We start from the raw sequence: 25,921 nt of genomic DNA on the forward strand, positions 1-25,921 counted from the left end.
ACTATGCTGGCCTCATATTCGCGCAAAATTGAAGGAGGATCATAATGCAAACCGGAAAGTTTGTAACGAAAGCCGCGAAGCGATTGGGCACTTATACGCTCGTTGCGGCAATGCTGGGAACGCTAGTTACGTTGCCAGTTCAGCAGCGCGCAGATGCAGCGGCAGGCTCTTACCTGCTCTCGCAAAACCGCACAGCTTATGCTTCATCTGTCGAAGGCAACAATGCCGCTAGCCTAGCGGTGGACGGCAACACAGGTTCACGCTGGTCCAGCGCATGGGGTTCTGATGGGCAATGGATGTACATTGATTTGGGCGCGAACGCTAACATCGACCGTGTCAAAATTCAATGGGAAGGCGCTTATGCGACCGGCTACAAAATCCAAACGTCCAACGATGAAGCAACTTGGACTGATATTTATACCACAACGAATAGTGACGGCGGCATCGATGATTTCAACGTCACAGGTACGGGCCGCTTCGTACGTGTGCTCGGTACGGCTCGTTCTTTAGCTGCGTATGGCATTTCGATCTTTGAATTCGAAGTTTACGGCACGGGTGGCGTGAACCAACCGCCGGTTCAATATGGGCCGAACGTTGCGCTGAACAAGCCTGTAACCGTTTCCTCTTTTGAGCAATCCGGCTACCTGCCTCCAGGCGCAACGCTGAAGGAGAATGCAGTAGATGGCAATTCGTCGACGCGTTGGGGCTCCAATGCAACGGACAACGAGTGGATTTACGTCGATTTGGGCAATACGCGGTCAATCGGCCGTATCGTATTGAACTGGGAATCGTATGGCCGCGTGTTCGATCTTCAGGTTTCCAATAATGCAACGGACTGGACGACTGTATATCGCGAGATTCACGGCTCCGGCGGCAAACAGGACATTCCGGTGTACGCATCGGGACGTTATGTGCGCATGAAAGGCATCGGCAGAGGCACGAGCTTCGGCTATAGCCTGTTCGATTTCGAAGTGTACGACTATGTTGCAGGACAGCCGCAGCCAGTGTACACAATCCCAGCCCTTCCAACGCCAGCGAAAGTAAATGTTGGTTCAGGCAGCTACTTGACGAACGATTTGACGTTCCCACAAGCGAACTATCCGGCTAACAAGTCGGCAGCTGTTAATACGCCGATCCCGTCCAATGACTGGTGGCAATCGCTGCTGATCAAGCCGCTTGGCGACTCGATCATCACGCTGCCGCTCAAATCGAAGTTCTTCAAGCAAGGCCTTGGCCTTTTGAACCCAGGTGCTGGCTGGATTACTGCAGACGGCGGAGCAGTTAACGCTGACGGCAATCCTGACATCTACCTTATGGCAAGCAACATCAACACGTCGACGATGAAAAATCGTGTAACCGGTTACGGCGATTTCTCCGTCAATACGGTGTTGAGTGATACGGCTGAAGACAAAATGAAAGTAACGTTCACGAAAGGCTCGCCTTACGTGTTCACGGAATTCAGCGACCGCAATTCGGTTGAGCTTTATTCTTCACTCGTAGCAGGCATCACGGACCCTAACGGCGCTGCAATTCTGGCAACGGATGGCGCAACGTATACAGGCGACCGCATTACTGTGCGTGCCTTGAATACAGACGGACGCCCGAATCCAGTAGCGACGAACCGTTATTATGGCATCTTTGCTCCTCCGGGAACGGTGTTTAAGAAAGTCGGCGCTAAGATCAAAATCCAACTGGGCAGCAACAGCAACTACATGTCGGTAGCAGCAATGCCTGCAGCGACGGACTTGGATCTGTTCTACCAGCACGCATATGCATTCGTAACGGGTTCCACTGCAACGTATTCGTATAATGAAGGAACTTCCGATGTAACGACGACGCTAGGCGTTACGACACAGTTGAAACGTACGGGCTTCTCGGATCAATCGATGCTCGCCCTGTATCCGCACCAATGGAAGAAAACGAATAATGCATTGACGGCCCGCACATATCCGTCGGTTCGCGGTACGCTTAAGCTGAAGGAAGGCAACTCCTTCACGACGGTAGACAAGTTCTACGGCATGGTTCCAACATTTACTGAGCCAGGCAACGCGCAATACGCTCGCCAGCAAATGGAAGACTACTTGGCGGTACTTGACCAAGAAACAGCGAACAACATCATGAACGGCGATGCTTACTGGCAAGGCAAAACGCTTCATCCGCTCGCAATGGGCGCACTCGAAGCGAATGAAATTGGCGATATCACGCTTCGCAACAAGTTCCTGTCCCGTATCAAAACGGTTCTGACTGACTGGTATACGTACACAGAAGGCGAGCCAGAGTACTTCATGTACTATAACAATGACTGGGGCACGATGTATTACAAAAACAGCGGCTTCGGCGCGAACTACGGCATTACGGACCATCACTTCACGTATGGTTACTATGTATTCGCATCCGCAATTTTGGCAACGTTCGATAACCAGTGGCGCACAGAATACGGCGGCATGGTTGAGCAGCTGATTCGTGACTATGCGAATCCATCGAAGAACGACCCGCTGTATCCACAGTTCCGTAACTTTGATCCGTACGAGGGCCATTCATGGGCTGGCGGTTATGCGGACAACGATAGCGGCAACAACCAAGAAGCAGCTGGCGAATCGCTGTTTGGCTGGGTTGGCCAATACATGTGGAGCATGCTGACGGGCGACACGAACTTCCGCAATGCAGCAATCTATGGCTTCACGACTGAGCTTAACGCAGTTGAGCAATACTGGTTTAACTATGACGGCGACAACTGGCTGCCAGAATGGACGCATAAGTCGGTTGGCCAAGTTTACGGCTCGTCCAACTTCTTCGGTACATTCTTCAGCGGCTTGCCAGTACACGTTTACGGCATCCACTGGCTGCCAACTGCAGAATATTTGACAAGCTATGGCCTGAACAAAAACAAAGCAGCAGCGCTTTACAATGGCTTCGTTGCTGATAATGGCGGCACGCCAGGAACGGATTGGCAGCATATCGTATGGCCGATTCGTGCTCTGAGTGATCCAAATGCGGTTCTGAGCGGTTGGAACACGACGAACATGCAGCGCAACGAAATTTTCAATACGTACTGGTTCGTTAACGGCATGGCATCGCTCGGCGAGCGTACGCGCGACGTTTGGGCAACTGGTTACAGCAGTGCTACGGTTTATAAGAAAAACAATGCTTATCTCGCACAAGTATGGAACCCATCGTCTAACCCTGTAACTGTAACGTTCAAAAACGCGGCAGGCACGACAGGCACAGCAGTCGTTGGTCCAAAATCGCTCGTACAAGTTAACCCAATGGCGAACACGAACACGTCCGACCAATGGACGCCGTGGGATGGCACGAACAGCGGCGGCAACAACGGCGGCAACAATGGCGGTGGCGGCACGCAGCCTCAACCAGGCACAAACTTGGCTAAGAACAAAGTCGTAACGGTATCGTCGACGCAAGATGCTTTCATTGGCAACAATGCAACGGACGGCGATGCAGGCACGCGTTGGTCTTCTGAGCAAAACGTTAACGCACAATGGTTGACAGTTGACCTTGGCAGCGTTCAGCAATTAACGAAAGTTAAGCTGCTATGGGAAGTTGCCTATGGCAAGTCGTACAAAATCCAGCTGTCTAACGACGGCTCGGCTTGGACTGATGCGTTCAGCACGACAACTGGCGACGGTGGCACGGATGAAATTGCAATTAACGGCTCGGGCCGCTACCTCCGTGTAAACATGTCGGAGCGCGGTACGATCTACGGCTACTCACTGTATGAAGTTGAAGCTTACAACGATGGCACGACAACGCCTCCACAAACGGAAACGTTGTTATCGCTCGGAAAAAATGCGACGTCTTCCTCTGTAGAAGCGGCGTTCACGCCGGGCGCAGCGGTTGACGCTGACATGAACACGCGTTGGGCTTCGGCTACAAGCGCAACTCCGGAATGGATTACGGTCGATCTTGGCCAACAACGTACGATTTCCCGTGTTCAACTCGACTGGGAGACTGCATACGGCAAATCGTATAAAATCCAAGTATCCAACAACGGTACGGACTTCACCGACATCTACAGCACGACAACTGGCGATGGCGGTAACGACAACCTCACGGTGAACGGCACTGGCCGTTACGTCCGCGTCTACTGTACGGAACGCGGCACACAATGGGGCTACTCGCTCTATAACTTCGCCGTTTACGGCAGCTAGTCTACAATCCCCGCTTTAACTTCATAAACGACGAAACAACGACCTCGGCTGCCGGCTATTCCGGCATCGGGGTCGTTTTTTTTAGGGTGAGAGCTAGTTTGCCTATGTGAACTTTACGGAGTGCTGATGCAAACCATACTGTGTATGGATGCGCAACTGTACTGCGCGCCGTTGCATCATTTTGCCGGTGCACATGCAGCTTCGCCGCCGATGCAAACTGAACTGTACTGTACACGATATTGCGCTATTGCATTTTCTACAATGAGAAAGGTTGAATGATGGACTAAAGCAAGGTTTCATTGCAAAACATACAATGGGAGTTGTCCAAACGGACATATTAGCCGCAAATCGAGCAGTTGTGATCGAAAATGATTGTACGTTTTACAATGGCGGCGCAATCGGGGGAGAACTTGGTAAGTGCCATTGTACGGAATGCAATGAGGAACGTTGCACAGCTGAGCGCCGCACCGAATGTATATCCCATGCACGTTGCACGCTGAGCGCCGTACCAAGCATTTTGCATGGCACTATCCGTTACTGTCCGGCGAAACCAGATGGGGCTGCCTATTACTCAAACCTAACCTCTTTGTCCAAAATGACTTCTACACGCGGCTTATCAACGAGTGGCGCAACCGGAATGAGCCGGAATTGCACGCCTTCAATTGGTTCTGCAATGCTGGGCGTGACGAAAAATGTCATATGCGTGTGGCTTCCGCCACCTCCTACACGGTCTCTGCGTGCGATATATTGCTCTTTGCCCGTTACTTCCAAATGGATCTGGGGATGCATCCGATCAACATGCTCACGATCATCGAGCAGGCGGATCTCAATTGCAATTTCGCTGCCGTTCCGGTAATGCATGGCGTGGGTCATATGATATTCGATGCCATCGACGACTGTTTTTTTCAAGAGCGGCGCTACGTTCACTAGTTCATCTGGTGGTTCTGGAAAATAGCAGTGGCTGTTAGGGAGAAGATGGAGCAGAACGCTATGCATTTGTGGTACTGTCATATTTAATATACCTGTCCAAGCTTCGAGCTGCTCTGTCGGCGGGTAATATCGGCGGCCGTTTGCCAACTTCATTCGTTCGGTTAAAAGCCGCAAGATTTGTTCGTCAATGGATTTAAACGCGTCATTGTATTCGTTCGGAATTGGTTTGAACTCTGTCCATGCCATGAAAAGAAACCCTCCCTAATTTTAGTCTGAAGCTTAATTGTATCCCATTTGAGAAAAGTATCCAATTTAGAATCTATATAAAACCCACCTCAATCGTTCATTTTCCGCCTTGAACGCTCGTAAGCTGCTATGGTATTCTATACACATATTAAACGACTTTAATAAGTCTGGTGGTGAGCCTTATTGATACACGTTCTGTAACGCCCAAAACGATGGGAGAGTTCATTCGCCGCCAAATTCGTGTAGCGCTTCATGCAAAGGGCGTATCGACTACAGCAGAAATCGCGCAAGTAACAGGCGTTAGCTTTCCGACGATTAGCAAAACTTTGGATGATATGAACGATCAAGGCGAAGTTATTTTGAGCGGATTAGGTGCATCAAGCGGAGGCAGAAGGCCGAAGGAATATCAGATTAATCCGGCATATCGATCAGGCTTAATCGTTCGTCTAGACCGCGAATGTACGACCTATACGCTATTAAATTATGTAGGCGACGTTATTGCACAAGAGAGCCAGCCAAGCGTGATGGCACAAGGGCCGGAGCAATTGACTGAGCAGCTCACACAATACGTGAATCGGTATTCGAATCTAAGCACGATAACTTTCGGAATCGCCGGTGCGGTTAACGAGGGGCGAGCCGTGTACATTCCTTCGTTCCATGCATTCAAAAACTTTGAGTTCAAAACCTATTATGAGGAACGGTTTGCTCTTCGCGTTGAAGCGGTGAACGACGTGAATGCTTCCGTCTTCGGCTACTTTGATCGGTTGGGCTTTGATAAAAGCTTATCGCTTGTCTATATCTACTTAGGGCCAGTCGGTATCGGCGCGGCGATTCTAATGAATGGCGAAGTCGTGCGAGGGAGCACGTTTTTTGCAGGTGAAATTGCAACTTTGCCGCTTTATGACGAGAAGAAGTTTATTCAGGTCATGAATGAAACAACCCTTTCGCATTCGGAAGACGCAAAGCGCATACAACGAGATGCGATTGGCCGTGTAGTTGCGACATTCACGTCGATTATTAACCCGCACCGGCTTATTTTCTCAGGCAAAGAAATACCTGATTTGGTACTCGAGTCGATTAGGGAAAGCAGCGCGAAGTATGTGGTGGAAGAAAATATTCCAGATCTTGTCGTAAGCAATTGGGAGCAGGATTATGGGCACGGACTTCGTCAAACAACAATTAATAGCATGTTAGGCATCGGTGTGGAGTAGCTGAGCAACAGCGATCTGGCTAGGCTGGGACTGCAGGGGAGGTTGGCATGAATGTCTATTCGGAGTAAGGAAATGAAATGGTTTGATGCGAAGGAAGAGGTAGAGTTGTTCCAACTTGCTGAGAACGCCAGCTTACAGCAGCGTGAACTAGAGAATGCGCCGCTGCATTATGTGGCCGATCGTAATCGGTTATTGGAAGCATCGAGAAATGAGGAGCTTGTCCGTCAAGTGGAGCATTATATGCAGGCTTGCTATACGAATCACACAGAAAATCAACATCGCTCGGGCCCAATTCTGTTGGCTAAAGCATACGTCATCCCAGCGCGGCAAATGATCGTAGCAGATGTGCAACAGCGGGATTGGATTTATGTCGTGTTCGACCACAGCCATAATCTGCATATTATCGGCGGGGAAATCGGCAGCAATGTCATATTAGAATGGTCAACGAACGATATGAATCAATGCAGCGGCCTTTAAAATATGAGGCTGTCTTGCAAGCAACAGCGAGATGAAAGCAGGCCACTTGCCTGATAGCCAGTACATTTGACGCAGTAGATATAAAGATATAGAAATGGCGGCATCACAGGTAGCCCTGGCTCGCCATTTCTTTTTATTTTTTTCGACCCGACAATGTTGCCCTTGCTCACTTTGTACACGCGGTTTGCAGTACCAAGCTTCGATTATGCCGCTTCAGTACGCCATATCCACTTTAATGGCGGATGCACTGGATACTGCGAGATGGCGAGCAGGGCATATGTCGAATTTCTAACGGACCCCGGAGCCGTTATTTCTCTCCATACGAGCGAATTGCAAACGTAACGGACCGTATGGCCGTTATCTTGCTGTTTTGAAGCGTCGAGGGGACTAAATGGGCCAAATAAAGGCTCCTCAGTCCGTTAGAACACCCCGTCTTTAAACAAAGCTTTCCCGATGTCCCCCCATCCAGGCATTAAGAAAGCGCTTAAAAGATATCGATTTCATTTTCTGAGATGTCAATACTCCAAAAGACACCTCCAGCATATGTAGGAGGAAACTCGCTGAAAAGGTTGATTTTCCTTATAGCTATGCCACTTTTCGACGATTCGACATATAGTTCGTAAAAATCACACGACAGAATTTATAAATATTTTTGTGTAAAACATATTGAAATCGATTTCATTCAATGCTATGATTTGATTAAATCTTAGGAGAGAAAGTGGTGTGAGTGCAGGACAACAGAATGGTCGACGTTGCCCAGCGGGCTAACGTATCGACAGCTACCGTCTCTCGCGTTCTTAACGACAGCAGCCGCGTGAGTGCCAAGACGAAGCAAAAGGTGTTAAAGGCGATTGAGGAGATGAATTATATCCCGAATGCCTCCGCCAAAAGCTTGCGCTCCCAGAAAACGAGGACGATCGCCGTCGTCGTTTCGGATATTCACTCCTCCTACTTTGCAGAGATCGTCAAAGGCATTGAAAATATGGCGAACTCGCGCAAGTACCGAATCGTCATTTGCGATACGCAAAACGAGCGGGAGAAGGAAGTGGAAATGATGTCGCTCGCGCTGGATCGAACGGTAGATGCCATGGTGTTCGTTGCACCAATCATATCGAATGAGGAGATCGAAGCGTTTGTGGACAGAGGCTATACGGTAGGCGTAATTGGGCGGCATATTGATCATCCAAACGTACCATGTGCCTATACGGACAATGTCAAAATCTCGCAAGAGGTTATCGCGCATCTGTTGGAAAAAGGGCATAGCCGTATCGCTTTTCTAAGCGGCTACGCGGATTCGACGGATAGCCACGAGCGGCTTGAAGGATATATGAAAGCGTTAACTACTGCTCAGCTAACGTACGATCCGGCGCTAATCGAGAATGGGCAATTCAACGAGAATGGCGGATATGACGCGTTCCATCGCTTATGGGCTAAGAGCATCGGCATTACGGCGATCTTCGCAGCTAACGATGAGATGGCACTGGGCGTCTATCGGGCATGCCGGGAGCTTGGCATTATGATTCCCGAGCAGCTAACCGTGATCGGCGTTGATAACAACCGAGTAGCCAAGTATATTACGCCGAAGCTTTCCACCGTCGAGCAGCCCAAGTATGCGATGGGTGCATTGCTCGTAGAGAAGCTTATTGATCAAATGAATGATAACGATTACATTGATCAGCGCGTATTTAAAGTCGACTCCAAGCTCATCCTCAGGGAGTCCTCTAGCATTTCAATTGATCGAACAGGGAGTGTGTCAACGTGAAAAGTTTAGTTCGAGAACTGGTAAAAAACAAAACGCTCTTTCTCATGATCAGTCCGGCTCTCGTATTTTTCGCCATCTTTGCCTACATGCCGATGGTTGGCGTGTACTATGCGTTTACGAGCTATGATCCGAACGTCGGCTTGTTCAGCAATGAGTTCGTCGGCTGGAAAAACTTCGATTTTCTAATCAACTCCGGCGCGCTGTGGAACATCACCAAAAACACGGTGCTCTACAACTTAGCGTTTATCTTTATCGGTAATTTCCTGCAAATCTTATGTGCCATATTCCTGAGCGAATTGCCGGGCAAATGGTTTAAAAAACTAACGCAGTCGATCATGTTCCTGCCATTCTTCATCTCGTTCGTTCTGGTCGGCGCATTCGTGTTCAACTTGTTCAGCTCAGAGAACGGTGCAATCAATACGCTGCTGGTGTCGCTAGGCTTCCCGTCCTACGATTTCTACCTGCATACGGCACCATGGAAATACATCATCATCTTCTTTAGCACATGGAAGGGCCTCGGATATGGCATGATCATCTATCTTGCAGCCATTATGAGCATCAGCGATGAGTACCATGAAGCAGCAAAAATTGATGGCGCGAACATTTTCCATCGCATTCGGTTCATTACGATTCCGCTGCTTATGCCGACGTTTATTATGCTCTTGCTGCTCAGCCTTGGCGGCATTCTGCGCGGACAATTCGATCTGTTCTACCAAATCATTGGCAATAACGGCATGCTCTTCAACGCAACAGACGTTATCGATACGTACGTGTACCGTGCGCTTGCAGTCAACTTCGACGTAGGCATGGGTACGGCAGCCGGCTTGTATCAATCGTTCTTCGGCTTGGTGCTCGTATTGACGGTGAACTACATCATTCGCAAGACGCGTGCAGAAAATGCGCTCTTCTAGGAGGCAGTCATGAAGATAAAAACCGAAAAATCGACCATCTTTTTCAACGTCATGGGTTATGTCATCGTTTCGATCCTGACCATCGCTTGCCTCCTCCCGTTCTGGGTCATCATCACGGGGTCGTTCACCTCGGAGATGGAGATCATTGCGGAAGGGTTCAAACTATGGCCGGAACAATTCTCGCTGGATGCGTATCGTTCGCTGTTCAGCAATCCATCGCAAATTATTAATGCCTATCAGGTAACGATCGTACTTACGTTCGTTGGAACATTACTCGGGTTGTTCATCATGTCGATGGCAGGATATGTGCTGTCGCGCAAGGATTTCAAATACCGCAATGGCTTCTCTTTCTACATTTACTTCACGATGTTGTTCAGCGGAGGGTTAATTCCTTGGTACATTCTGATCGTGAAATATCTCGATTGGAAGGACAACTACCTTGCGCTGCTTATGCCGTTCATGATTTCCGCCTTCAACATCATGCTGATGAAGGGATTCATGTCATCGCTTCCTGATTCGATCTCCGAATCGGCGAAGATCGACGGTGCAGGCGATTTCACGATCTTCATGCGATTGATTTTGCCGCTGTCTACGCCAGGCCTTGCGACAATCGGCTTGTTCCTGGCACTGTCCTATTGGAATGAATGGTTCCTCGCCAACATGTTCATCACGACTGAGGGCAAGTACCCGCTCCAATTCCTGTTGTACAAAATTCTTTCCAGTGCCGCGGTGCTGAAAACGAACATGCCATTCGATGCTTCATCAGGCATGAAGCCGCCAGCAGAGACGCTGAAGATGGCTGCTGCAGTAATCGTAACGGGACCGATCGTATTCTTGTACCCGTTCGTTCAACGCTATTTTGTCAAAGGCCTTACGATTGGCGCAGTCAAAGGTTAGTACCGGCTTACGCTGGCTGACATAGATGTCTTTTTTCATAATGATAAGGAGGGTCTCATCAATGAAAAGAAAGCTCCGGAAATACTCAGCAATCCCTGCGGTTATCATGCTTTCGACGATGCTGGCAGCTTGTGGAGGCAACGATAACGCGGGATCGACAACGGCTAACGATCCAGCAAAGACAGCAACGAACGAGGAAGGCGCAAAAACGCCAGATACGTCCAAGAAGGTCGAGCTCGTCTGGTATCTCGTCGGCGAACCACATAAAGATACACAGAAGGTCGTGGATGAGTGGAATAAGCTGTTAGAGAAAGATTTGAATACGAAAATCAAGCTGAATTTCACGACGTGGGCAGAATGGCAGACTAAATATAACCTCATTCTGTCGACGGGCGAGAAAGTGGATATGATCTTTGCTTCTTCGTGGGCAGATTACTACAAATTCGCAAAACGCGATGCATTCCTGCCGCTGAACGATTTGCTGCCGGTGTATGCGCCAGAAACATGGAGCAAAGTATCGAAGCAAGATTGGGAAGAAGCTACAGTTAAATCTGACAAAGCAGCAAATGGCGCAATCTTTGCTGTGCCATCCACGTACCCAGAGTACACGCCGGACGGCCTCGTTTATCGTGAAGACTGGAGAAAAGAGCTGAATCTTCCAGAGATTAAAGATATGGATTCGCTCGAAGCTTACTTCGATGGCGTGAAAAAAGGCAAGCCAGGCGTAACGCCAATTAACGGCAAAGCTTTCAACGAAGTGAACGCGCTGTTCAAGTTCTCGAATGGTTTTGAGACAATCGGCGGAGGCGGCGAGGGGAACCTCATCGTATCCAAATATGCAACACCGCGCGACATCGTTGCATATCCGTTCACGGCAGAGTTCGAAGCTTATGTAAAGCGCATGAAAACGTGGGCGGACAAAGGGTTCTGGAATTCCGACTCGCTATCTTCGCAGAAGGAGCCGGGCGACACGATCAAAACGGATAACGGTGCTGCATACCTGCGTAATGCACCAGCCGCTGGCGGTTACATCATGGGCCTCAAAACGACGAACCCAGATATCACGACAGGCTACTTCCCGTTCAACCGCTTCAACGGTTATGCAATGCCGACGCTGTCGGTTAACAATGCAATGGCAATTCCGAAGTCTTCGCCGAACCCAGAGCGTTCGCTCATGGTGCTTGACAAGCTGCGCAACGATCCGAAGTACTTCGATCTGATGACGTACGGCATCGAAGGCACGCACTATTCGATTGATGCAGATGGCAAGTCGCTTGTTACGCCTCCAGCAGGCATGACAGTAGGCAAAGACTGGAAGAAATATGACCTTGCATCATGGGGCTGGCGCGTAGATACGATGGTTCGCGAGAAGCAAGCATCGGGATGGCCAGAATTCGACAAGCTGTTGGAAGAGTTCAAAGCGACGAGCAAGCCGAACATCTATGCACCAATCATCTTGACGTATGATACGGTGAAATCGCAGCAAGCGGCTGTCAACCAAGTGTTCGAGCAATACGGCAAACCGCTCATGATGGGCTTCACGGACGATGTGGAAAAGTCGCTCAAAACGTATCGTGACCAGCTGACGAAAGCGGGCATTGACTCGCTCGTTGACTACGCGAAGACGGAAGCTTACAAGTATTTTGACGAAAAAGGCATCCAATAACGAATAGATAGATAGACCAGATGAGAACAGCCGGTGGGGATGAGAGAGCATGTGATCAATCATCTTCACCGGCTGTTTTTGAATGACCGATAGGGTTTGGTTTGGAGGAGGAACTGGCTTGACGAATACAACTAGAACATACTTACAGACGACATTGGCTTTCCAAACAGTAGACGGTGTCGAAATTCCGTTTCAGAATGGCATTCCGGTACCGACTTTCGATCCACAAGAACGGCCGGTTATTGCGCTGCACGGCTGCTGGAATAAGAAGCGATTCGATGCGGATCACGGCTTCTCGATGGCGCCGCGGAATGCGGGCTGGCTGGAGCAATTGCAGCAGAATGAAGGGATTCATTTAACGGGTTCGGAAGAAGTGCAATGGGAGCTGCATCATGTTCCGCTGCCGGAAAACCGGATGACAGGCGAGGCTGCGGCGAATGCAGCCGAGACCTATGAGAACGGCGTATGGTACCAACGGACGTTCGAGCTCGGCAAGCTCGATAAGGGCATTGCTTATATGTTGAAATCGCTTGGCATCAGCTATATTTGCGACATCTGGATCAATGGGCAATGGATCGGCTTTCATGAAGGCGGTTTCACACCGTTTGCATTCGACGTCTCCCCGTATTTGAAGCAAGGGACTAACGATATTCGGATTCGAATTGATAACCCGCCGTGGGGCAGCCGGGTTGAGGTAATCCCTGCTGTAGCAGGAACAGATTTCTTCAACTACACGGGCATTATACAAGATTTGTACCTCGAGCTTGTGAACACTGTCCATCTCGTTCGAGCGGATATCGTGCCTATAGATACAGCAGGGAAGCTGAGCATTCGGGTTGTTGCAAGCAATCTAGGGAAGGACGATTTCCAGGGAACGATTGAAGGGGCGATTTTTGAGGCTGACCAAGCATGTGAAGGGTTCCTCACGTCACCGGTTGCTTCTAGCATCAAAGGGATTCAGGCGCAAACGGACGGGACGCTAAGGCTGCCATTCCAGGCCAAAGCCGGAGAGACGCGCGTGCTTCAATTTGAAGTGGAGGTTCGCAATCCAAAGCTCTGGGCGCTTGGCAAACCGAACTTATACGTAGGCGAATGGGCGATTAAACCTGACGCTGCATCGGTTTCATCGCAGGCGGCAGACCGGCTGTCCACCCAATTCGGCATTCGTACGGTCGGGACGGACAAAACGCGCATTTTGCTCAATGAAGAACCTGTATTTCTAGCGGGCATTGCGCGCCATGAGGAATGGCCGGAAACCGGTAGGACAGCGGATTGGGATCGCATTCGAGCTGATCTTGAGCAAATTCTGACGATTAACGCCAATATGGTAAGGACGGGCCATTACCCGAACCATGTGTATACGTACTTGCTTTTGGATAGGCTTGGCTTCGCGGCGATGAGCGAAATCCCGCTGTGGCAGCTTGAGAAGGAGCACTACGTTGCACAGGAGCAGCGGAAGTTCGCAGACCAGATGTGGCGCGAGATGGTGTTTTCCCAGTACAACCGGCCATCGGTTATCATGTGGAGCACCCAGAACGAGTCGAAGGAAGTGGCGTTGCGGCTTGAATATAATCGCCGGCTCGTGCAGGATTTGCGTACCACGTACAACGACGGCAGGCTCATTACGCAGAGTGCTGCGGCCGACCAGCCAGGTCCCGAAGATGCTTCGATGGAGCCGCTCGATGTCGCGGGCTGGACGATGTACTTTGGCATTTTCCATGGTGGTACGCCATATGAAGGGACACGCGATTTTGTGCAAAACGCCCATCGTGCATTCCCGGATAAGCCGATACTCAACACGGAGTTCGGGCATTGGACGGGCGAGCGGGATGTAGATGCTGACATGCAAATTCACATCTATGAGACCACGCTTAAGGCGCTGATGGAGCAAGCGACCCATGATGAGAATGGGCAGCTGGTGGAAGGCGGATCTGTGGCGGGCATCGATTTTTGGATCATGTACGACTGGTACGTGAATCACAACAATTGGATTGACACCTTCGGCCTCTATCACATGGACCGCAAGCACGGCAAACCGTTAGCGGACCAGCTCACGTATGATTATGGGAAGCTGTCAGGAAAAGGCGAGACCATTAGCCATTTTGCAAAAGAGTAAGCAATACCGAACGTTATGTTCAAAAAATGGGATTATCGGGGATAGGTGGCTTGGCTAGCGCTTTTCCTTCGGTAAGCCATCCTTGGCATGCAATTAAACGAGCCTACTTAGAAAAGGAGAACGAACATGAAACGAACATTTTCGAAGCGACTAGCGCAGTTGTTGGCCGTAAGCTTGTTCATTTCCTGCTTTACTGGCGTATTCGCGCCTAAGTCTTCTGCGGCCGTTAGCACACCGGTAAAGGTGTGGGAAACACGGGGGGACAAAAGCAAGCTAATTAGTGCGGAGCCGGACGTCGCATTCACGGCTGACACGAATCCAATGGATCTGACGATCAACGTAAACGAGAACAAAACGTATCAATCGATGGACGGATTCGGCGCGTCGATGACAGATTCCTCTGCATGGCTGATTGCGAACAAGCTGACCCAGCCTGCTCGCGACAATCTGATGCAAACGCTATTCGACCGCAACAGCGGCGTTGGCTTTAGCTATGTGCGCGTGCCGATGGGCGCGAACGATTTTTCCTTGAGCAATTATACGTATGATGATATGCCGCCAGGGCAGACGGATGAAAATCTGGATCATTTTTCGATCGATCATGATAGCGCATACATGATTCCGGTGCTCCAACAAGCGCTGGCAATTAACCCGCAATTGAAAATTATGGCGACGCCTTGGACCGCGCCAGCTTGGATGAAAACGAACGGTGCGCTTAATAAAGGGCAGCTCAAGCCAGAGTATTATGACGTATACGCGCAATATTTCGTTAAGTTTATTCAAGCGTATGCGAATGAAGGCTTGCCAATTGACGCGATTACGCTGCAGAATGAGCCGCATTTTGAGCCGAGCGGCTATCCGGGCATGCGGATGGAACCGAGCGACCAAGCTAATTTTGTCAAAAATAGCTTAGGCCCCGCATTCCAAGCCGCAGGCATCCAGACAAAAATTATCGTGTGGGACCATAACTGGGATGAGCCGAACTATCCGATCGACGTATTAAATGATCCGCAGGCGAAAGCTTATATCGCAGGATCGGCGTTCCATGCTTATGCAGGCATCGTGGATAACCAAGCTTTCGTACACGACCAGCATCCAGATAAGGACATCTACTTTACGGAAAGCTCCGGCGGTGAGTTTGCGAATGTGTTCGGCGCTAACGTCGTGTGGGATGTGCAAAATCTTGTCATCGGCGCGACACGCAACTGGGCAAAAACGTCGCTGAAATGGAACTTTGCGCTGGACGAAGCCCATGGCCCGACGAATGGCGGATGCGCAGACTGCCGCGGTATCGTGACGATCAACCAACAGACAGGTGATGTTACGTATAACGAAGAGTTCTACTCCCTTGGCCAAGCGAGCAAGTTCATTGCGCCAGGTGCAGTACGCATTCAATCCAACACGTTTGGCAATGGCAGCATTGAAGATGTAGCTTTCAAAAATGTAGACGGTTCCAAAGTGCTGGTGGCGCTGAACTCGTCCAAGCAAGCGAAGGCGTTCAAGGTTCGCTGGGGCTCACAGAGCTTCACCTATACGCTCGAAGCAGGCGCTGTCGCGTCCTTCGTATGGGAAGGAACGCAGCAGGGTGATGTGCTAGCGAACCCTTACAGCAAGCTGGAAGCGGAAGATTTTGATTCAATGAACGATGTACAAACAGCGATTACGCCGGATGCAGGCGGCGGCAAGGCAGTCGGGCAGACGAGCGAAGGCAGTTACATTGCGTTCAATAATGTCGAGTTCGTGAACGGAACAGCAAGCTTGAAAGTACGCGCTGCAGTTGAAGAGGATGCCCAGTTGGAGTTCAAGCTGGATAGCCCGACTGGCCGTACGATTGGCAGCATTGATTTGGCACCGAGCACAGGCGCTGGTGCAACGCCGCAATGGGTGACGAGCACTGCGCCGATCGATTCCGTAACCGGAACGCATACGCTCTATGTGCTGTTCCATGGCAAAGCGAATGTAAACTGGCTGCAATTTTCATTTGATGTGTTCCAAGACACACTGAACTACATGAGCCTATCTGGCGGTTTGGAAGCGGGGACGCTGGAAGGATGGAACGAATCGGTGCCGAATGGCCAAGCCTCCGCGCACAAAGCAGACAGTGATGGCCCGCGCAGCGGAAGCTACAAGCTGACGTACTATGCGGGAGCTGATTATCAGCAATCGACTTCACATGTCGTGAAAGTGCCAAACGGAACGTACCGTGCGTCGGTATGGTACCAGAAGGGCTCGAACACGAATGTGCAGCTGAATGCGAAAAACTACGGCGGCGCAGATCTTAGCGCTCCGGCTAGCACAACCGACTATGTCGGCCAATGGACACAGCTTGTCATTCCTAACATCCAAGTATCCAATGGGCTAGTGGAAATCGGCGTATCGGCGACGAATAAGGGTGGCGAGTGGGCGGCATTCGACGACTTCGAGCTGTTCCGTACGACATCCAAAGCGCCTGCGGCTGAGCGGGGAACGGCTGCTCCGGCTGTCCCAACGAACGTAACTGCGCAAGTGGACCAAGGCAATAACATCGTCCTGCAATGGGATGCGGTTCCACAAGCGGAAGGCTACAAAATTTATCGTTCTGCACTCGACTCTGCTTCTGTTACCGGAGCGGTTTATGATGAGTTCCAAGAAATCGGAATCGCGCCAGCATCTTCGGCAAGCTATTCGGACCTGGGGCTGCGCGGCGATTCGACGTTCTACTATCGCGTGACAGCATTCAATGGCACGGGCGAATCGATTGCTTCTGATCGCGCTTTTGCTACAACGGACCCTGGCAATGACGCGCAAGCGCCTGCTGCCCCGACCGGCCTGAAGGCAGAGAGTGGCGTAGGGCAAATTAAGCTGGCGTGGGAACCGAATCTAGAGAGTGATTTTGTAAAATACAACATCTATCGCGATGGCACGAAGATTGCATCCGTTAGCCCAGCTACTGTAACGACCTATACGGTGAAAAATCTAATCGCTGGCGTGAACTATAGCTTCACGGTGACAGCGGTTGACCAAGCGGGTAACGAATCGGCACATAGTGTGGCACAAATCGCTGCTTCCCAAGCAGTGGGTACGCTGGTTCCATTGCCGAATATGGACTTCGAGACGGGCTCGATGGACCAATGGTCTGAATGGCATCCTGGCCAACAGCCGCTTGCAGCCTTTGTCGACAATGACGGCCCGCGCGGCCAATACAAGCTGACGCATTGGGGCGGAAGCGATTACCAGCAGTCCACGTACCGGACGCTTCAATTGCCGAACGGCATGTATAAAGCACAAGTATGGGTGCGTACAGGCGGCGGCCAGAACACGTTCCAAATGGAAGTGAAAAACTACGGCGGCAGCCAGAAGAATAAGGACCTTCGTTCCGCAAGCGGCGCGTCGTGGACGGCCTTTGCAATCGACAACATTAAAGTAACGAACGGCCAGTTGGAGATTGGCGTCTTCTCTGATGCAAAGGGCGGCAATTGGGCGGCAATCGATGACTTTGAAATTTTCAGCTACGCGCCAGCTATGCCGACTGGGCTTCAAGCCGTTGCCGGAGACGCGCAAGCGACACTGCAATGGACAGCGAATACGGAATACGATATCGCTTCGTACAACGTGTACCAAGATGGGAATCTTGTTGACAATGTAACGGGCCAATCGGTCACGATTCCGTCGTTGGTGAATGGCCAGGCTTACTCGTTCAAGGTGAGCGCACTGGATACGGATGGCAATGAATCCTTCTCTTCTACACCGGTTACAGTGACGCCGCAAGCAGCGGTTGTGCCGCCGGATAACGGCAACGGCAACGGTAACGGTGAAGGCAACGGTACCGGTAATGGTGAAGGCAATGGCACTGGCAATGGTGAAGGCAACGGCACCGGCACCGGTAATGGCACGGGCGGCGGCGTGATCGTTGGCCCAGCGCAGCAGCCAACGGTTAAATATGCAAACGGCATTTCTACGATTAGCCAATTGGACGTAAAAACAAGCACGGCTGCAGGTGCAGTAACAGCTGCTGTATACGTTCCGGCATCAATCGTGCAAGAAGCTGCCAACCATAACCCGGTTAGCAGCATCGTCGTTCATGTAAGCGAGCAGGCAAAAGCAGAAGAACTAGCTGTTACTCTGCCGGTTGCCTCGCTTCAAGCAATTAGCAAGCTTAAACCAGACGTATCGATTACTGTACAATGGGGCGGCGTATCCTATGAGCTGCCATTAGCAGCGGGTGCTTCCAACTTGGCGCAAACGGGTTCACAAGCAGAGCTGACGGTTCGCATTACACCAGCTAGCAGCGCGGACCAGAAGAAATGGGAGCAAGCGGTGAAGCAAGCAGGAGGCTCGATGCTCACGCCAGCAGTATCCTTCAGCGTGTTTGTGAAGGATGGCGGCCGTACACAGGAAATTACGAGCTTCGGCAAACATCATGTGAAGCGCACGCTCATACTGGGCCAAGGCACAAATGCCGAGCATGCGGTTGGCGTCACGATGGACCAATCGGGCCAATTGCAGTTTGTTCCAACTACATTCGGCAAGCAGCAAGACGGTACGGTACAGGCTTCCCTGCAAAATAACCATAACAGCGGCTATGCGGTAATCCAACTGGAGAAAACCTTCAGCGACATCGCAACGCATTGGGCGAAGGGCAGCATTGAGTCGCTCGCTTCGAAACTGATTGTTACCGGTGCAACGGAAGACACCTTCCAACCACAACGCACGGTCACTCGTGCTGAATGGGTAGCATTGCTCGTAAGAACGCTTGGATTGGAGCAAAAGGCAGGAACAACAGCAGCGTTCTCAGACGTAAAAGCGGATCAATGGTTCGATGGAGCGGTAGGTGCAGCAGTTGAGGCGAAGCTGGTGCAAGGCTTCGAGGACGGTTCCTTCCGCCCGAACGCGCCAGTAACGCGTGAGCAAATGGTTGTTTCGCTTGCGAATGCGCTCGCTTTCGCGAATAAAGCGCAAGCAGCAGGCGATGCTGCAAGCGTGGCCAGCCTTAAGGATGGCCAGGACGTAGCAGAATGGGCAGTCCCGGCACTCCAGCAATTGCTGGAATCGGGTATCGTAAGCGGTACGCCGCAAGGCTTCTTCTATCCGAAGAATAATGCGACTCGCGCCGAGGCAGCAGTAATGATCGATCATTTGCTGCAACAATTGAATAGCTAGTATAACCCTCAATAGATTAGACACCTGGAGTAAGGCAACATAAACTCCAGGTGTCTTTTTCTATAAATAAAAAATGTGAGAGGATGTGTTAGTAGTGAGATTTTCGCTTTTAGGCAGGCCGGTTAGCCGTATCATCGTATTATCCTTGTTTTCAGCCTTGTTAGCTTTCGGAGGGTTCAGCAATCTGCTTCCCAAAGCCGAGGCGGCCAATGAGGCCGTTCAGGTGTGGATGACAACTGCGGATCAATCCAAGCTATTGCAGCCGCAAAGCAATGTTTCGTTTTCTCCTGTAAGCGCTGCCAATCCGACGACGATCAACGTGAATGAGAATGTGGCGTACCAGTCGATGGATGGTTTTGGTGCAGCGATGACAGGCTCGTCCGCGTATTTGTTCAACAACAAGATGAGTGCTTCCCAGCGAAATACGCTGTTTGATGAGCTGTTCACAAGCAGCGGCATTCGGTTGAATTTTGTCCGCCAGACGATTGGCGCATCCGACTATTCCTTGAGCAGCTTTACGTATAATGACCGTCCATCTGGCCAAACGGACCCGAATCTTGTGAACTTTGGATTGGGGCAAGATTTAAACGATGTCGTTCCTATGCTGAAGGCGGCGAAAGCGAAAAATAGCGGCCTCCTCATTCTCGGCACGCCTTGGAGCGCGCCCGCATGGATGAAGAACAATCAATCGCTTAACGGGGGAAGCCTTCAAACCCAGCATTACGGCACTTATGCGAATTATCTTGTGAAGTATATTCAGGCTTATCAGGCGCAAGGGCTCCCGATCTACGCGATTACGCCCCAGAATGAGCCGCTGCACCAGACATCAAGCTACCCGAGTATGGGGATGTCAGCAGCCGAGCAAACCAATTTTATTAAAAACAACCTCGGGCCAGCATTTGCAAGCAACGGAATTACGGCGAAAATAATTGGCTATGACCATAACTGGGACCAACCGGGTTACCCGACGACGATTCTAAACGATGCCCAAGCAAAAGGCTATGTGGCCGGCTCGGCATTCCACTGCTACGGAGGGGATGTGGCAAACCAAACGAATGTTCATAATGCTTACCCGGACAAAGGCATTTGGTTCACCGAATGCTCGGGGGGCGAATGGAGCACGGATTTCGGTGCCAATCTGAAATGGAATATGTCCAACTTGGTGATCGGATCGATTCGCAATTGGGCGAAGAGCGTACTGTTGTGGAACCTCGCGCTCGACCCATCCCATGGACCGACGAATGGCGGCTGCACGAACTGCCGCGGCGTAGTTACGGTTGACAATAGCGGCAATGTGAAGAAGGAAGTCGAATATTACGTGCTGGGCCATGCGAGCAAATTCGTCGACAACGGCGCGGTTCGCATCGATACGAACAACTTCGCTGGCGGCATCGAGAATGTGGCGTTCAAAAACCCAGACGGATCGAAGGTGCTTATCGCTCTCAATAATAGCTCTTCCAGCAACACATTCAAGGTCGCATGGGGATCGCAAGCGTTTACCTACACGCTTCCGGCAGGCGCCGTTGCGACATTCAAGTGGAGCGGGACGCCGGGCGGCGGCACGAACCCCACAGTGAAGGATGCATTCAGCCAGATCGAAGCCGAGAATTATGATGGCCAGGTTGGCGTACAGCTTGAAGCGACTTCTGATACAGGCGGCGGCCAAAACGTAGGCTGGATTGACAATGGCGACTATATTTTCTTTAACCAAGTCGATTTCGGCAGTGGCGCTGCGAGCTTGCAAGCAAGAGTGGCTAGTGCAGCTAGCGGCGGAAACATTGAGGTTCGGCTGGGCAGCCCAACAGGTACGTTAGTTGGCACATGTATGGCGGCTGCAACTGGCGGGTGGCAAACATGGACGACGATAACATGTCCGATCTCCGGCGCAAGCGGCGTTCAGAACGTTTATTTGAAATTTTCAGGCGGCATTAACTTGAACTGGATCAAGTTTTCCCAATCTTCCGTGCAGCCTCCGGGCTCGACGGCAATCGAATCGGGAAAAATCTACACGATCACATCCAAATCAAGCGGCAAAGCGCTGGACATTAAAGATGGCTCGACAGCAGACGGCGGGGTGTTTCAGCAGTGGACACTTACAGGCGGCACGAATCAGCAATTCAGAGTCGAGAATGTTGGCGGAGGCTACTATAAGCTAACGAATATCACCAGCGGCAAAGCGCTTGATGTGAAGGATGTATCGACCGCTGACGGCGCGATTATCCAACAGTGGGCTTATGGCAGCGGCACAAACCAGCAATGGCAGATTATTGCCACAACCGCTGGCTATTACAAAATCGTCAACCGCAACAGCGGCAAGGCGGTTGATATTCTTAATGCGTCTGCTGCCGATGGCGCGAGCATCGTTCAATCCACGGACAATGGCGGCAACTCGCAGTCATGGGCATTTCAAAAAGTGGGCAATTAATAAAGGTATATGATTAAGCGGTAACAAAAGGCTGGACAAAGAAGCGCCGAATCGAGTTCATTCGATTCGGCGTTTCTATTTCTTTTTGCTTGCTAGATAATGGGATTAAGATTGAACCTATCTTGTAATCCAGTGGCAATAATTCTATAATTAATGATATAACTATTTTTCTTTACTAAGGTTGAATGCCACTTGGATATTAAAATTGTCGATGTTGCCAAGCGGGCTGGCGTTTCGCCGGCTACCGTGTCACGTGTGCTGAACGACAGCAACTTGGTAACCGAGAAAACAAAACGCAAGGTGCTTGCGGTTATAGAAGAAATGGAATACCATCCGCATGCGGCTGCCAAGCAGCTTCGTTCGCAGCGAACGATGACGATTGGCGTCATTGTGCCCGATATCAATGTCTCCTACTTCTCTGAGATTATTAAAGGGATCGAGAATATGGCTTATGCGAAGAAGTATAAGCTTATTATTTGCGACTCGGACAATATGCTTGAGAAGGAAGCGGAGTATTTGGAGCTGCTCAAAAACCGGACAGTAGATGCGATGGTTATGGTCGTGCCGTTCATGAATGATGAGGACCTGTACGAATTGGCCGACAAAGGCTTCCTGATCGGTGTTGTCGGACGCTCCATCGCGCATGATGAAATTCCGACCTGCAAGACGGACAACGTGAAGTTTTCGCATGTCGCCGTCAACCATCTGATCGAGCAAGGCCATCGGAGCATCGCTTATATCGGCGGCTATTCGGATTCGGCAGAAAGCTATGAGCGTCTAGAAGGCTACATGAAGGCGCTTAAGGACCATCAAGTGCCGTTTCAGCCATCGCTAATCGATAATGGCGATTATCAGGAGATGGGCGGTTATGATGCGATGAATCGGCTGATGGACTGCGGCACGCCTTTCAGTGCCGTCTACGTTGCGAATGATGAGATGGCGCTCGGGGTCTATCGAGTTTGTCTAGAACGGGGCGTTCGGGTTCCCGAGGATATGGCTGTCGTAGGCGTCGATAACAACCGGATTTCGAGGTACATTAATCCGCCGCTCAGTACGGTTAGCCAGCCGAAGTATGCGATGGGAGCACTGATCGCGGAGAAGTTGATCGATCTCATGACGAACAAAGAATACGCCGAGAAGAAAGACTGGATTATTCATTCCGATCTCATTATCCGCGAGTCTTCCAGCTATAATCGAACGGAGTAGCACCGAATTAGGCAAGGAGAAAGGGGGGCCCCGAATGCCGCGACGGCTGGAGGGCACCTCTTTTTCTAACGGACCTCAGAGCCGTGATAGCCCATCCAAAAGCACCAGTTGCAAATGTAACGGACCTCACAGCCGTTATTTAGCCATTTTGCTGCCTCGTGAGAGGAATATTGGCCAAATAGCGGCTGCTTGGTCCGCTAGAACACAAATGTGCTTGAATTTGATTAAATAAGGCCCACTCGGTCCGTTAGAGTTTCCGCCATACGGTTTCTTATTGTTTAGGCAGATGAAAGAAGGGTGCCCCTAAAGTTTACGCTTTAGGGGCACCCTTCTTTTGGCGCTTTGGCCGAATATAGGATGTGCGCTTCTATGTGCAGGGAATCCAGCCTGTTACAACTAGCGCTTGCCGGCTAGGCTTTTGGCCGTTTCTGGCATTCCTTCATTAGCTTCTGGTATTCTTTAATCTGCTCAGCCGTCCATTTGGACCCTTCGAATAACTCGCCGGAGCGGGCGAGCGCCAGCAAATCCTCCAGCCATAGGCGCTCGGCCTCCCCGAATCGGATGAAGCCTTTGATCATCATGAATGAGCCTTTGGGCAACATTTCGCCCTTAATCGCCAGTATATGATGGAGGCGTTCCAAGCGAGCGACACCGTTGGCGATTTGCCCTTCGATGGACGAGATGATCAGATCGGCATTCGCATGCCGCACGAATGGAAGGCCGAGAAAAATCGGCTGCTGTGGGTACGAGCTCTGTCCGAATTGGACGTACAGCAGCCTGAGGAATTCGGTTTTTCCGGCTTCGGTGATGCGGAATATCGTTTTGTCCGGACGATTCTCGCTTGCAGTTGGGACGATCTCTGCTGCTTCAATTAGCTGGTCCGCCCGCAGATGGTCCACTGCATAGTACAGTGAACCATCTCGGAGCTTAAACGATTCGTCCCAATTGCGCTGTTTGATCGTCTGGCGAATTTCATAGGGATGCTTGTCGCCCTCCATAAGCAACCCTAGAACAAGCAGCTTCATGGACATGTTGGCTTACCCTTTCTGCAGGGAAGGGTCAGGCTTGCCGCCAGCTCCAGCTTGCGGGGAGCCTTGTTGGCCGTGCTTGGCCGTTTCCAAGCGTGCATTGCCCATCAGGACAATGAAGATAAACGCAACGACAGGGAGGATTACTGACCATTGGAAGACGTAGATGATCGAGTCGGAAAGCTTGCCGAGCAGTTGGTTCACGATTTCTGTAGGCATATGCATTTTCGCCTGAACAGCGGGATCGAGCAGCGCTTGGCCGCCTTTGATTTGCTCAGCCATCTCAGGATTGATATTCGGCAAGGCAGCGACGCCAGCTTGAAAATCATGTTTCTGGAGCGCACCGAAGACAGTAATGCCGAGTGCAGATCCGATCGTACGGAAGAACGTAATCAGGGATGATGCTGAACCTTTGTACTGCGGCGGAACTGCATTAAGCGTCGAGATGTTAAGCAGTGAGAACGATACGCCGATGCCAAGGCCGACGATAATCATGTACAGCGCGATCATCAGGCGGCTCGTCGATTCATCCATTGCAAAGCCAAGAAGCGAAGTGCCGACGAGAAGGACAAGCACGGATACGAGCATAATGCTGCGGTACTTGAACTTGCTGACGATCCGGCCACCTACTTGCGCACTGACGACGACGCCGAGCATCATCGGAATGAGCACGGTACTCGTCTCGGTCGCGGTTTTGTGGAAGACGCCTTGAATGAAGATTGGGATATACGTAGCGCCTGCCATCATGATGCCGCCGTACAGCAGGCTGATCATCATGCTGCTTGTGAACAGGCGTTTGCTGAACAGGCTTAGTTTTACAATAGGGTCTTTTGCTTTAACTTCAACAACGAGGAACAGAATAAGGAACAAAGCGCAGCCGATGAAGAGCGAGATCGTCTTCATGCTATCCCATGCCCAGCCGTCCGTGCCGCCGAGCTCAAGGCCGAACATGAGGAACAGGATTGCGGCTGTCAGTGTGAAAGCGCCCAGCCAGTCGATGGAAGGCTTCTTGGTGCTTCGCGTTTCATGATAAGCCTGCGTGATGAACAGGATAGCGAGCAAGCCGATTGGCACATTAATGTAGAAAATCCAGCGCCAGCTGATGTTATCTGTAATCGCGCCACCAAGAATCGGGCCGAATACGCTAGAAATGCCGAACACGGCGCCGAATAGGCCCATCATTTTGCCGCGTTTCTCAGCTGGGAACAGGTCGAATATAATCGTAAAGACGATTGGCATTAACGCGCCGCCGCCGATCCCTTGAATCGCCCGGTAAATGATGAGCTGATTCATGTCCTGTGCTGTTCCGCACAGTATCGAGCCGACGATGAACAAAATTAAGCCCATCAAGAAAAAGCGCTTGCGCCCGTAGATGTCGGACAGCTTGCCGATGATCGGCGTCGATACGACCATTGCGATCATATAAGCGGAGTAAACCCAGATGAAGCTCTCGAAGCCGCCTAGCTTCTTAATAATTGTAGCCATTGCTGTCGAAACGATCGTCTGGTCGAGCGAGGCCATGAACAAGCCTAGGAGCAGGCCTGCGACAACCAGCTTCACGTTGCTGTTTTTGGCGTCCATTGTTCAACTTCCTTTCAAGATCAATTGCGCATCGATCCATTACTCAAATTTGATTACCCTTGCTTATTATACTCAAAATTGAGTGGAATACAACTAAATTATTGTATTAAGATTTCTTGTGCCATTTGGAAATTAATGATAGTAATAGAATAAATTTTTT

Annotated in this window: 14 protein-coding genes; 11 read left to right on the plus strand and 3 right to left on the minus strand. The window is 50.7% G+C overall.

What is annotated here, in order from left to right; translation table 11 throughout:
* Nucleotides 1–44: 44 nt before the first annotated feature.
* Complete coding sequence (locus tag GON22_RS02110) at nucleotides 45–4,166, plus strand: discoidin domain-containing protein (protein WP_160394476.1); 4,122 nt, start codon at nucleotides 45–47, stop codon at nucleotides 4,164–4,166.
* Nucleotides 4,167–4,733: 567 nt separating this feature from the next.
* On the opposite strand, the gene GON22_RS02115 is transcribed toward GON22_RS02110, so the two are convergent.
* Complete coding sequence (locus tag GON22_RS02115; RefSeq protein WP_160394477.1) at nucleotides 4,734–5,342, minus strand: hypothetical protein; 609 nt, start codon at nucleotides 5,340–5,342, stop codon at nucleotides 4,734–4,736.
* Between the two features lie 173 nt (nucleotides 5,343–5,515).
* Between GON22_RS02115 and GON22_RS02120 the strand changes: the two genes are divergently transcribed.
* From GON22_RS02120 to GON22_RS02165, 10 genes are all read left to right on the plus strand, one after another.
* Nucleotides 5,516–6,553 (plus strand): ROK family protein, encoded by a 1,038-nt coding sequence (locus GON22_RS02120; RefSeq protein WP_160394478.1) that lies wholly within the window; start codon nucleotides 5,516–5,518, stop codon nucleotides 6,551–6,553.
* A 51-nt stretch (nucleotides 6,554–6,604) separates the two neighbouring features.
* Nucleotides 6,605–7,030, plus strand: a complete 426-nt coding sequence (locus tag GON22_RS02125) for a hypothetical protein (RefSeq protein WP_160394479.1) — start codon at nucleotides 6,605–6,607, stop codon at nucleotides 7,028–7,030.
* Nucleotides 7,031–7,772: 742 nt separating this feature from the next.
* A complete protein-coding gene (locus GON22_RS02130) occupies nucleotides 7,773–8,792 on the plus strand; it encodes a LacI family DNA-binding transcriptional regulator (protein WP_160394585.1) in 1,020 nt (339 codons plus the stop codon).
* Complete coding sequence (locus GON22_RS02135) at nucleotides 8,789–9,703, plus strand: ABC transporter permease subunit (RefSeq protein ID WP_160394480.1); 915 nt, start codon at nucleotides 8,789–8,791, stop codon at nucleotides 9,701–9,703. The genes GON22_RS02130 and GON22_RS02135 overlap by 4 nt, the downstream gene beginning before the upstream one ends.
* 9 nt (nucleotides 9,704–9,712) lie before the next feature.
* The gene (locus GON22_RS02140) at nucleotides 9,713–10,600 is read left to right on the plus strand and encodes a carbohydrate ABC transporter permease (protein WP_160394481.1); all 888 of its coding nucleotides are present in this window, start codon (nucleotides 9,713–9,715) and stop codon (nucleotides 10,598–10,600) included.
* 61 nt (nucleotides 10,601–10,661) lie between these two features.
* Nucleotides 10,662–12,266 (plus strand): extracellular solute-binding protein, encoded by a 1,605-nt coding sequence (locus tag GON22_RS02145; RefSeq protein WP_160394482.1) that lies wholly within the window; start codon nucleotides 10,662–10,664, stop codon nucleotides 12,264–12,266.
* Nucleotides 12,267–12,384: 118 nt separating this feature from the next.
* The gene (locus GON22_RS02150; RefSeq protein ID WP_160394483.1) at nucleotides 12,385–14,382 is read left to right on the plus strand and encodes a glycoside hydrolase family 2 TIM barrel-domain containing protein; all 1,998 of its coding nucleotides are present in this window, start codon (nucleotides 12,385–12,387) and stop codon (nucleotides 14,380–14,382) included.
* A gap of 126 nt (nucleotides 14,383–14,508) precedes the next feature.
* Nucleotides 14,509–19,521 (plus strand): S-layer homology domain-containing protein, encoded by a 5,013-nt coding sequence (locus GON22_RS02155; protein ID WP_160394484.1) that lies wholly within the window; start codon nucleotides 14,509–14,511, stop codon nucleotides 19,519–19,521.
* A 94-nt stretch (nucleotides 19,522–19,615) separates the two neighbouring features.
* Nucleotides 19,616–21,946, plus strand: a complete 2,331-nt coding sequence (locus GON22_RS02160) for a carbohydrate-binding protein (protein WP_160394485.1) — start codon at nucleotides 19,616–19,618, stop codon at nucleotides 21,944–21,946.
* 192 nt (nucleotides 21,947–22,138) lie between these two features.
* On the plus strand, nucleotides 22,139–23,152 hold the full coding sequence (locus GON22_RS02165) for a LacI family DNA-binding transcriptional regulator (protein ID WP_160394486.1): 1,014 nt from the start codon (nucleotides 22,139–22,141) through the stop codon (nucleotides 23,150–23,152).
* Between the two features lie 410 nt (nucleotides 23,153–23,562).
* Here the strand turns inward: GON22_RS02165 and GON22_RS02170 are convergent, their stop codons facing one another.
* On the minus strand, nucleotides 23,563–24,183 hold the full coding sequence (locus GON22_RS02170; RefSeq protein ID WP_160394487.1) for a PadR family transcriptional regulator: 621 nt from the start codon (nucleotides 24,181–24,183) through the stop codon (nucleotides 23,563–23,565).
* A gap of 6 nt (nucleotides 24,184–24,189) precedes the next feature.
* Entirely contained in the window at nucleotides 24,190–25,761 is a 1,572-nt protein-coding gene (locus tag GON22_RS02175) for an MDR family MFS transporter (RefSeq protein WP_160394488.1), read from the minus strand.
* Between the last annotated feature and the right edge of the window lie 160 nt (nucleotides 25,762–25,921).

Origin of the sequence: Paenibacillus sp. MMS18-CY102, from assembly GCF_009789195.1 — a bacterium.
Classification (GTDB): domain Bacteria; phylum Bacillota; class Bacilli; order Paenibacillales; family Paenibacillaceae; genus Paenibacillus_T.

Excerpts from the sequence above, each read along its gene's own strand:
- GON22_RS02110 (WP_160394476.1), top strand. The coding sequence starts at position 45 with ATGCAAACCGGAAAGTTTGTAACGAAAGCCGCGAAGCGATTGGGCACT.
- GON22_RS02115 (WP_160394477.1), bottom strand. The coding sequence starts at position 5,342 with ATGGCATGGACAGAGTTCAAACCAATTCCGAACGAATACAATGACGCG.
- GON22_RS02125 (WP_160394479.1), top strand. The coding sequence starts at position 6,605 with ATGTCTATTCGGAGTAAGGAAATGAAATGGTTTGATGCGAAGGAAGAG.
- GON22_RS02130 (WP_160394585.1), top strand. The coding sequence starts at position 7,773 with ATGGTCGACGTTGCCCAGCGGGCTAACGTATCGACAGCTACCGTCTCT.
- GON22_RS02140 (WP_160394481.1), top strand. The coding sequence starts at position 9,713 with ATGAAGATAAAAACCGAAAAATCGACCATCTTTTTCAACGTCATGGGT.
- GON22_RS02145 (WP_160394482.1), top strand. The coding sequence starts at position 10,662 with ATGAAAAGAAAGCTCCGGAAATACTCAGCAATCCCTGCGGTTATCATG.
- GON22_RS02155 (WP_160394484.1), top strand. The coding sequence starts at position 14,509 with ATGAAACGAACATTTTCGAAGCGACTAGCGCAGTTGTTGGCCGTAAGC.
- GON22_RS02170 (WP_160394487.1), bottom strand. The coding sequence starts at position 24,183 with ATGTCCATGAAGCTGCTTGTTCTAGGGTTGCTTATGGAGGGCGACAAG.
- GON22_RS02175 (WP_160394488.1), bottom strand. The coding sequence starts at position 25,761 with ATGGACGCCAAAAACAGCAACGTGAAGCTGGTTGTCGCAGGCCTGCTC.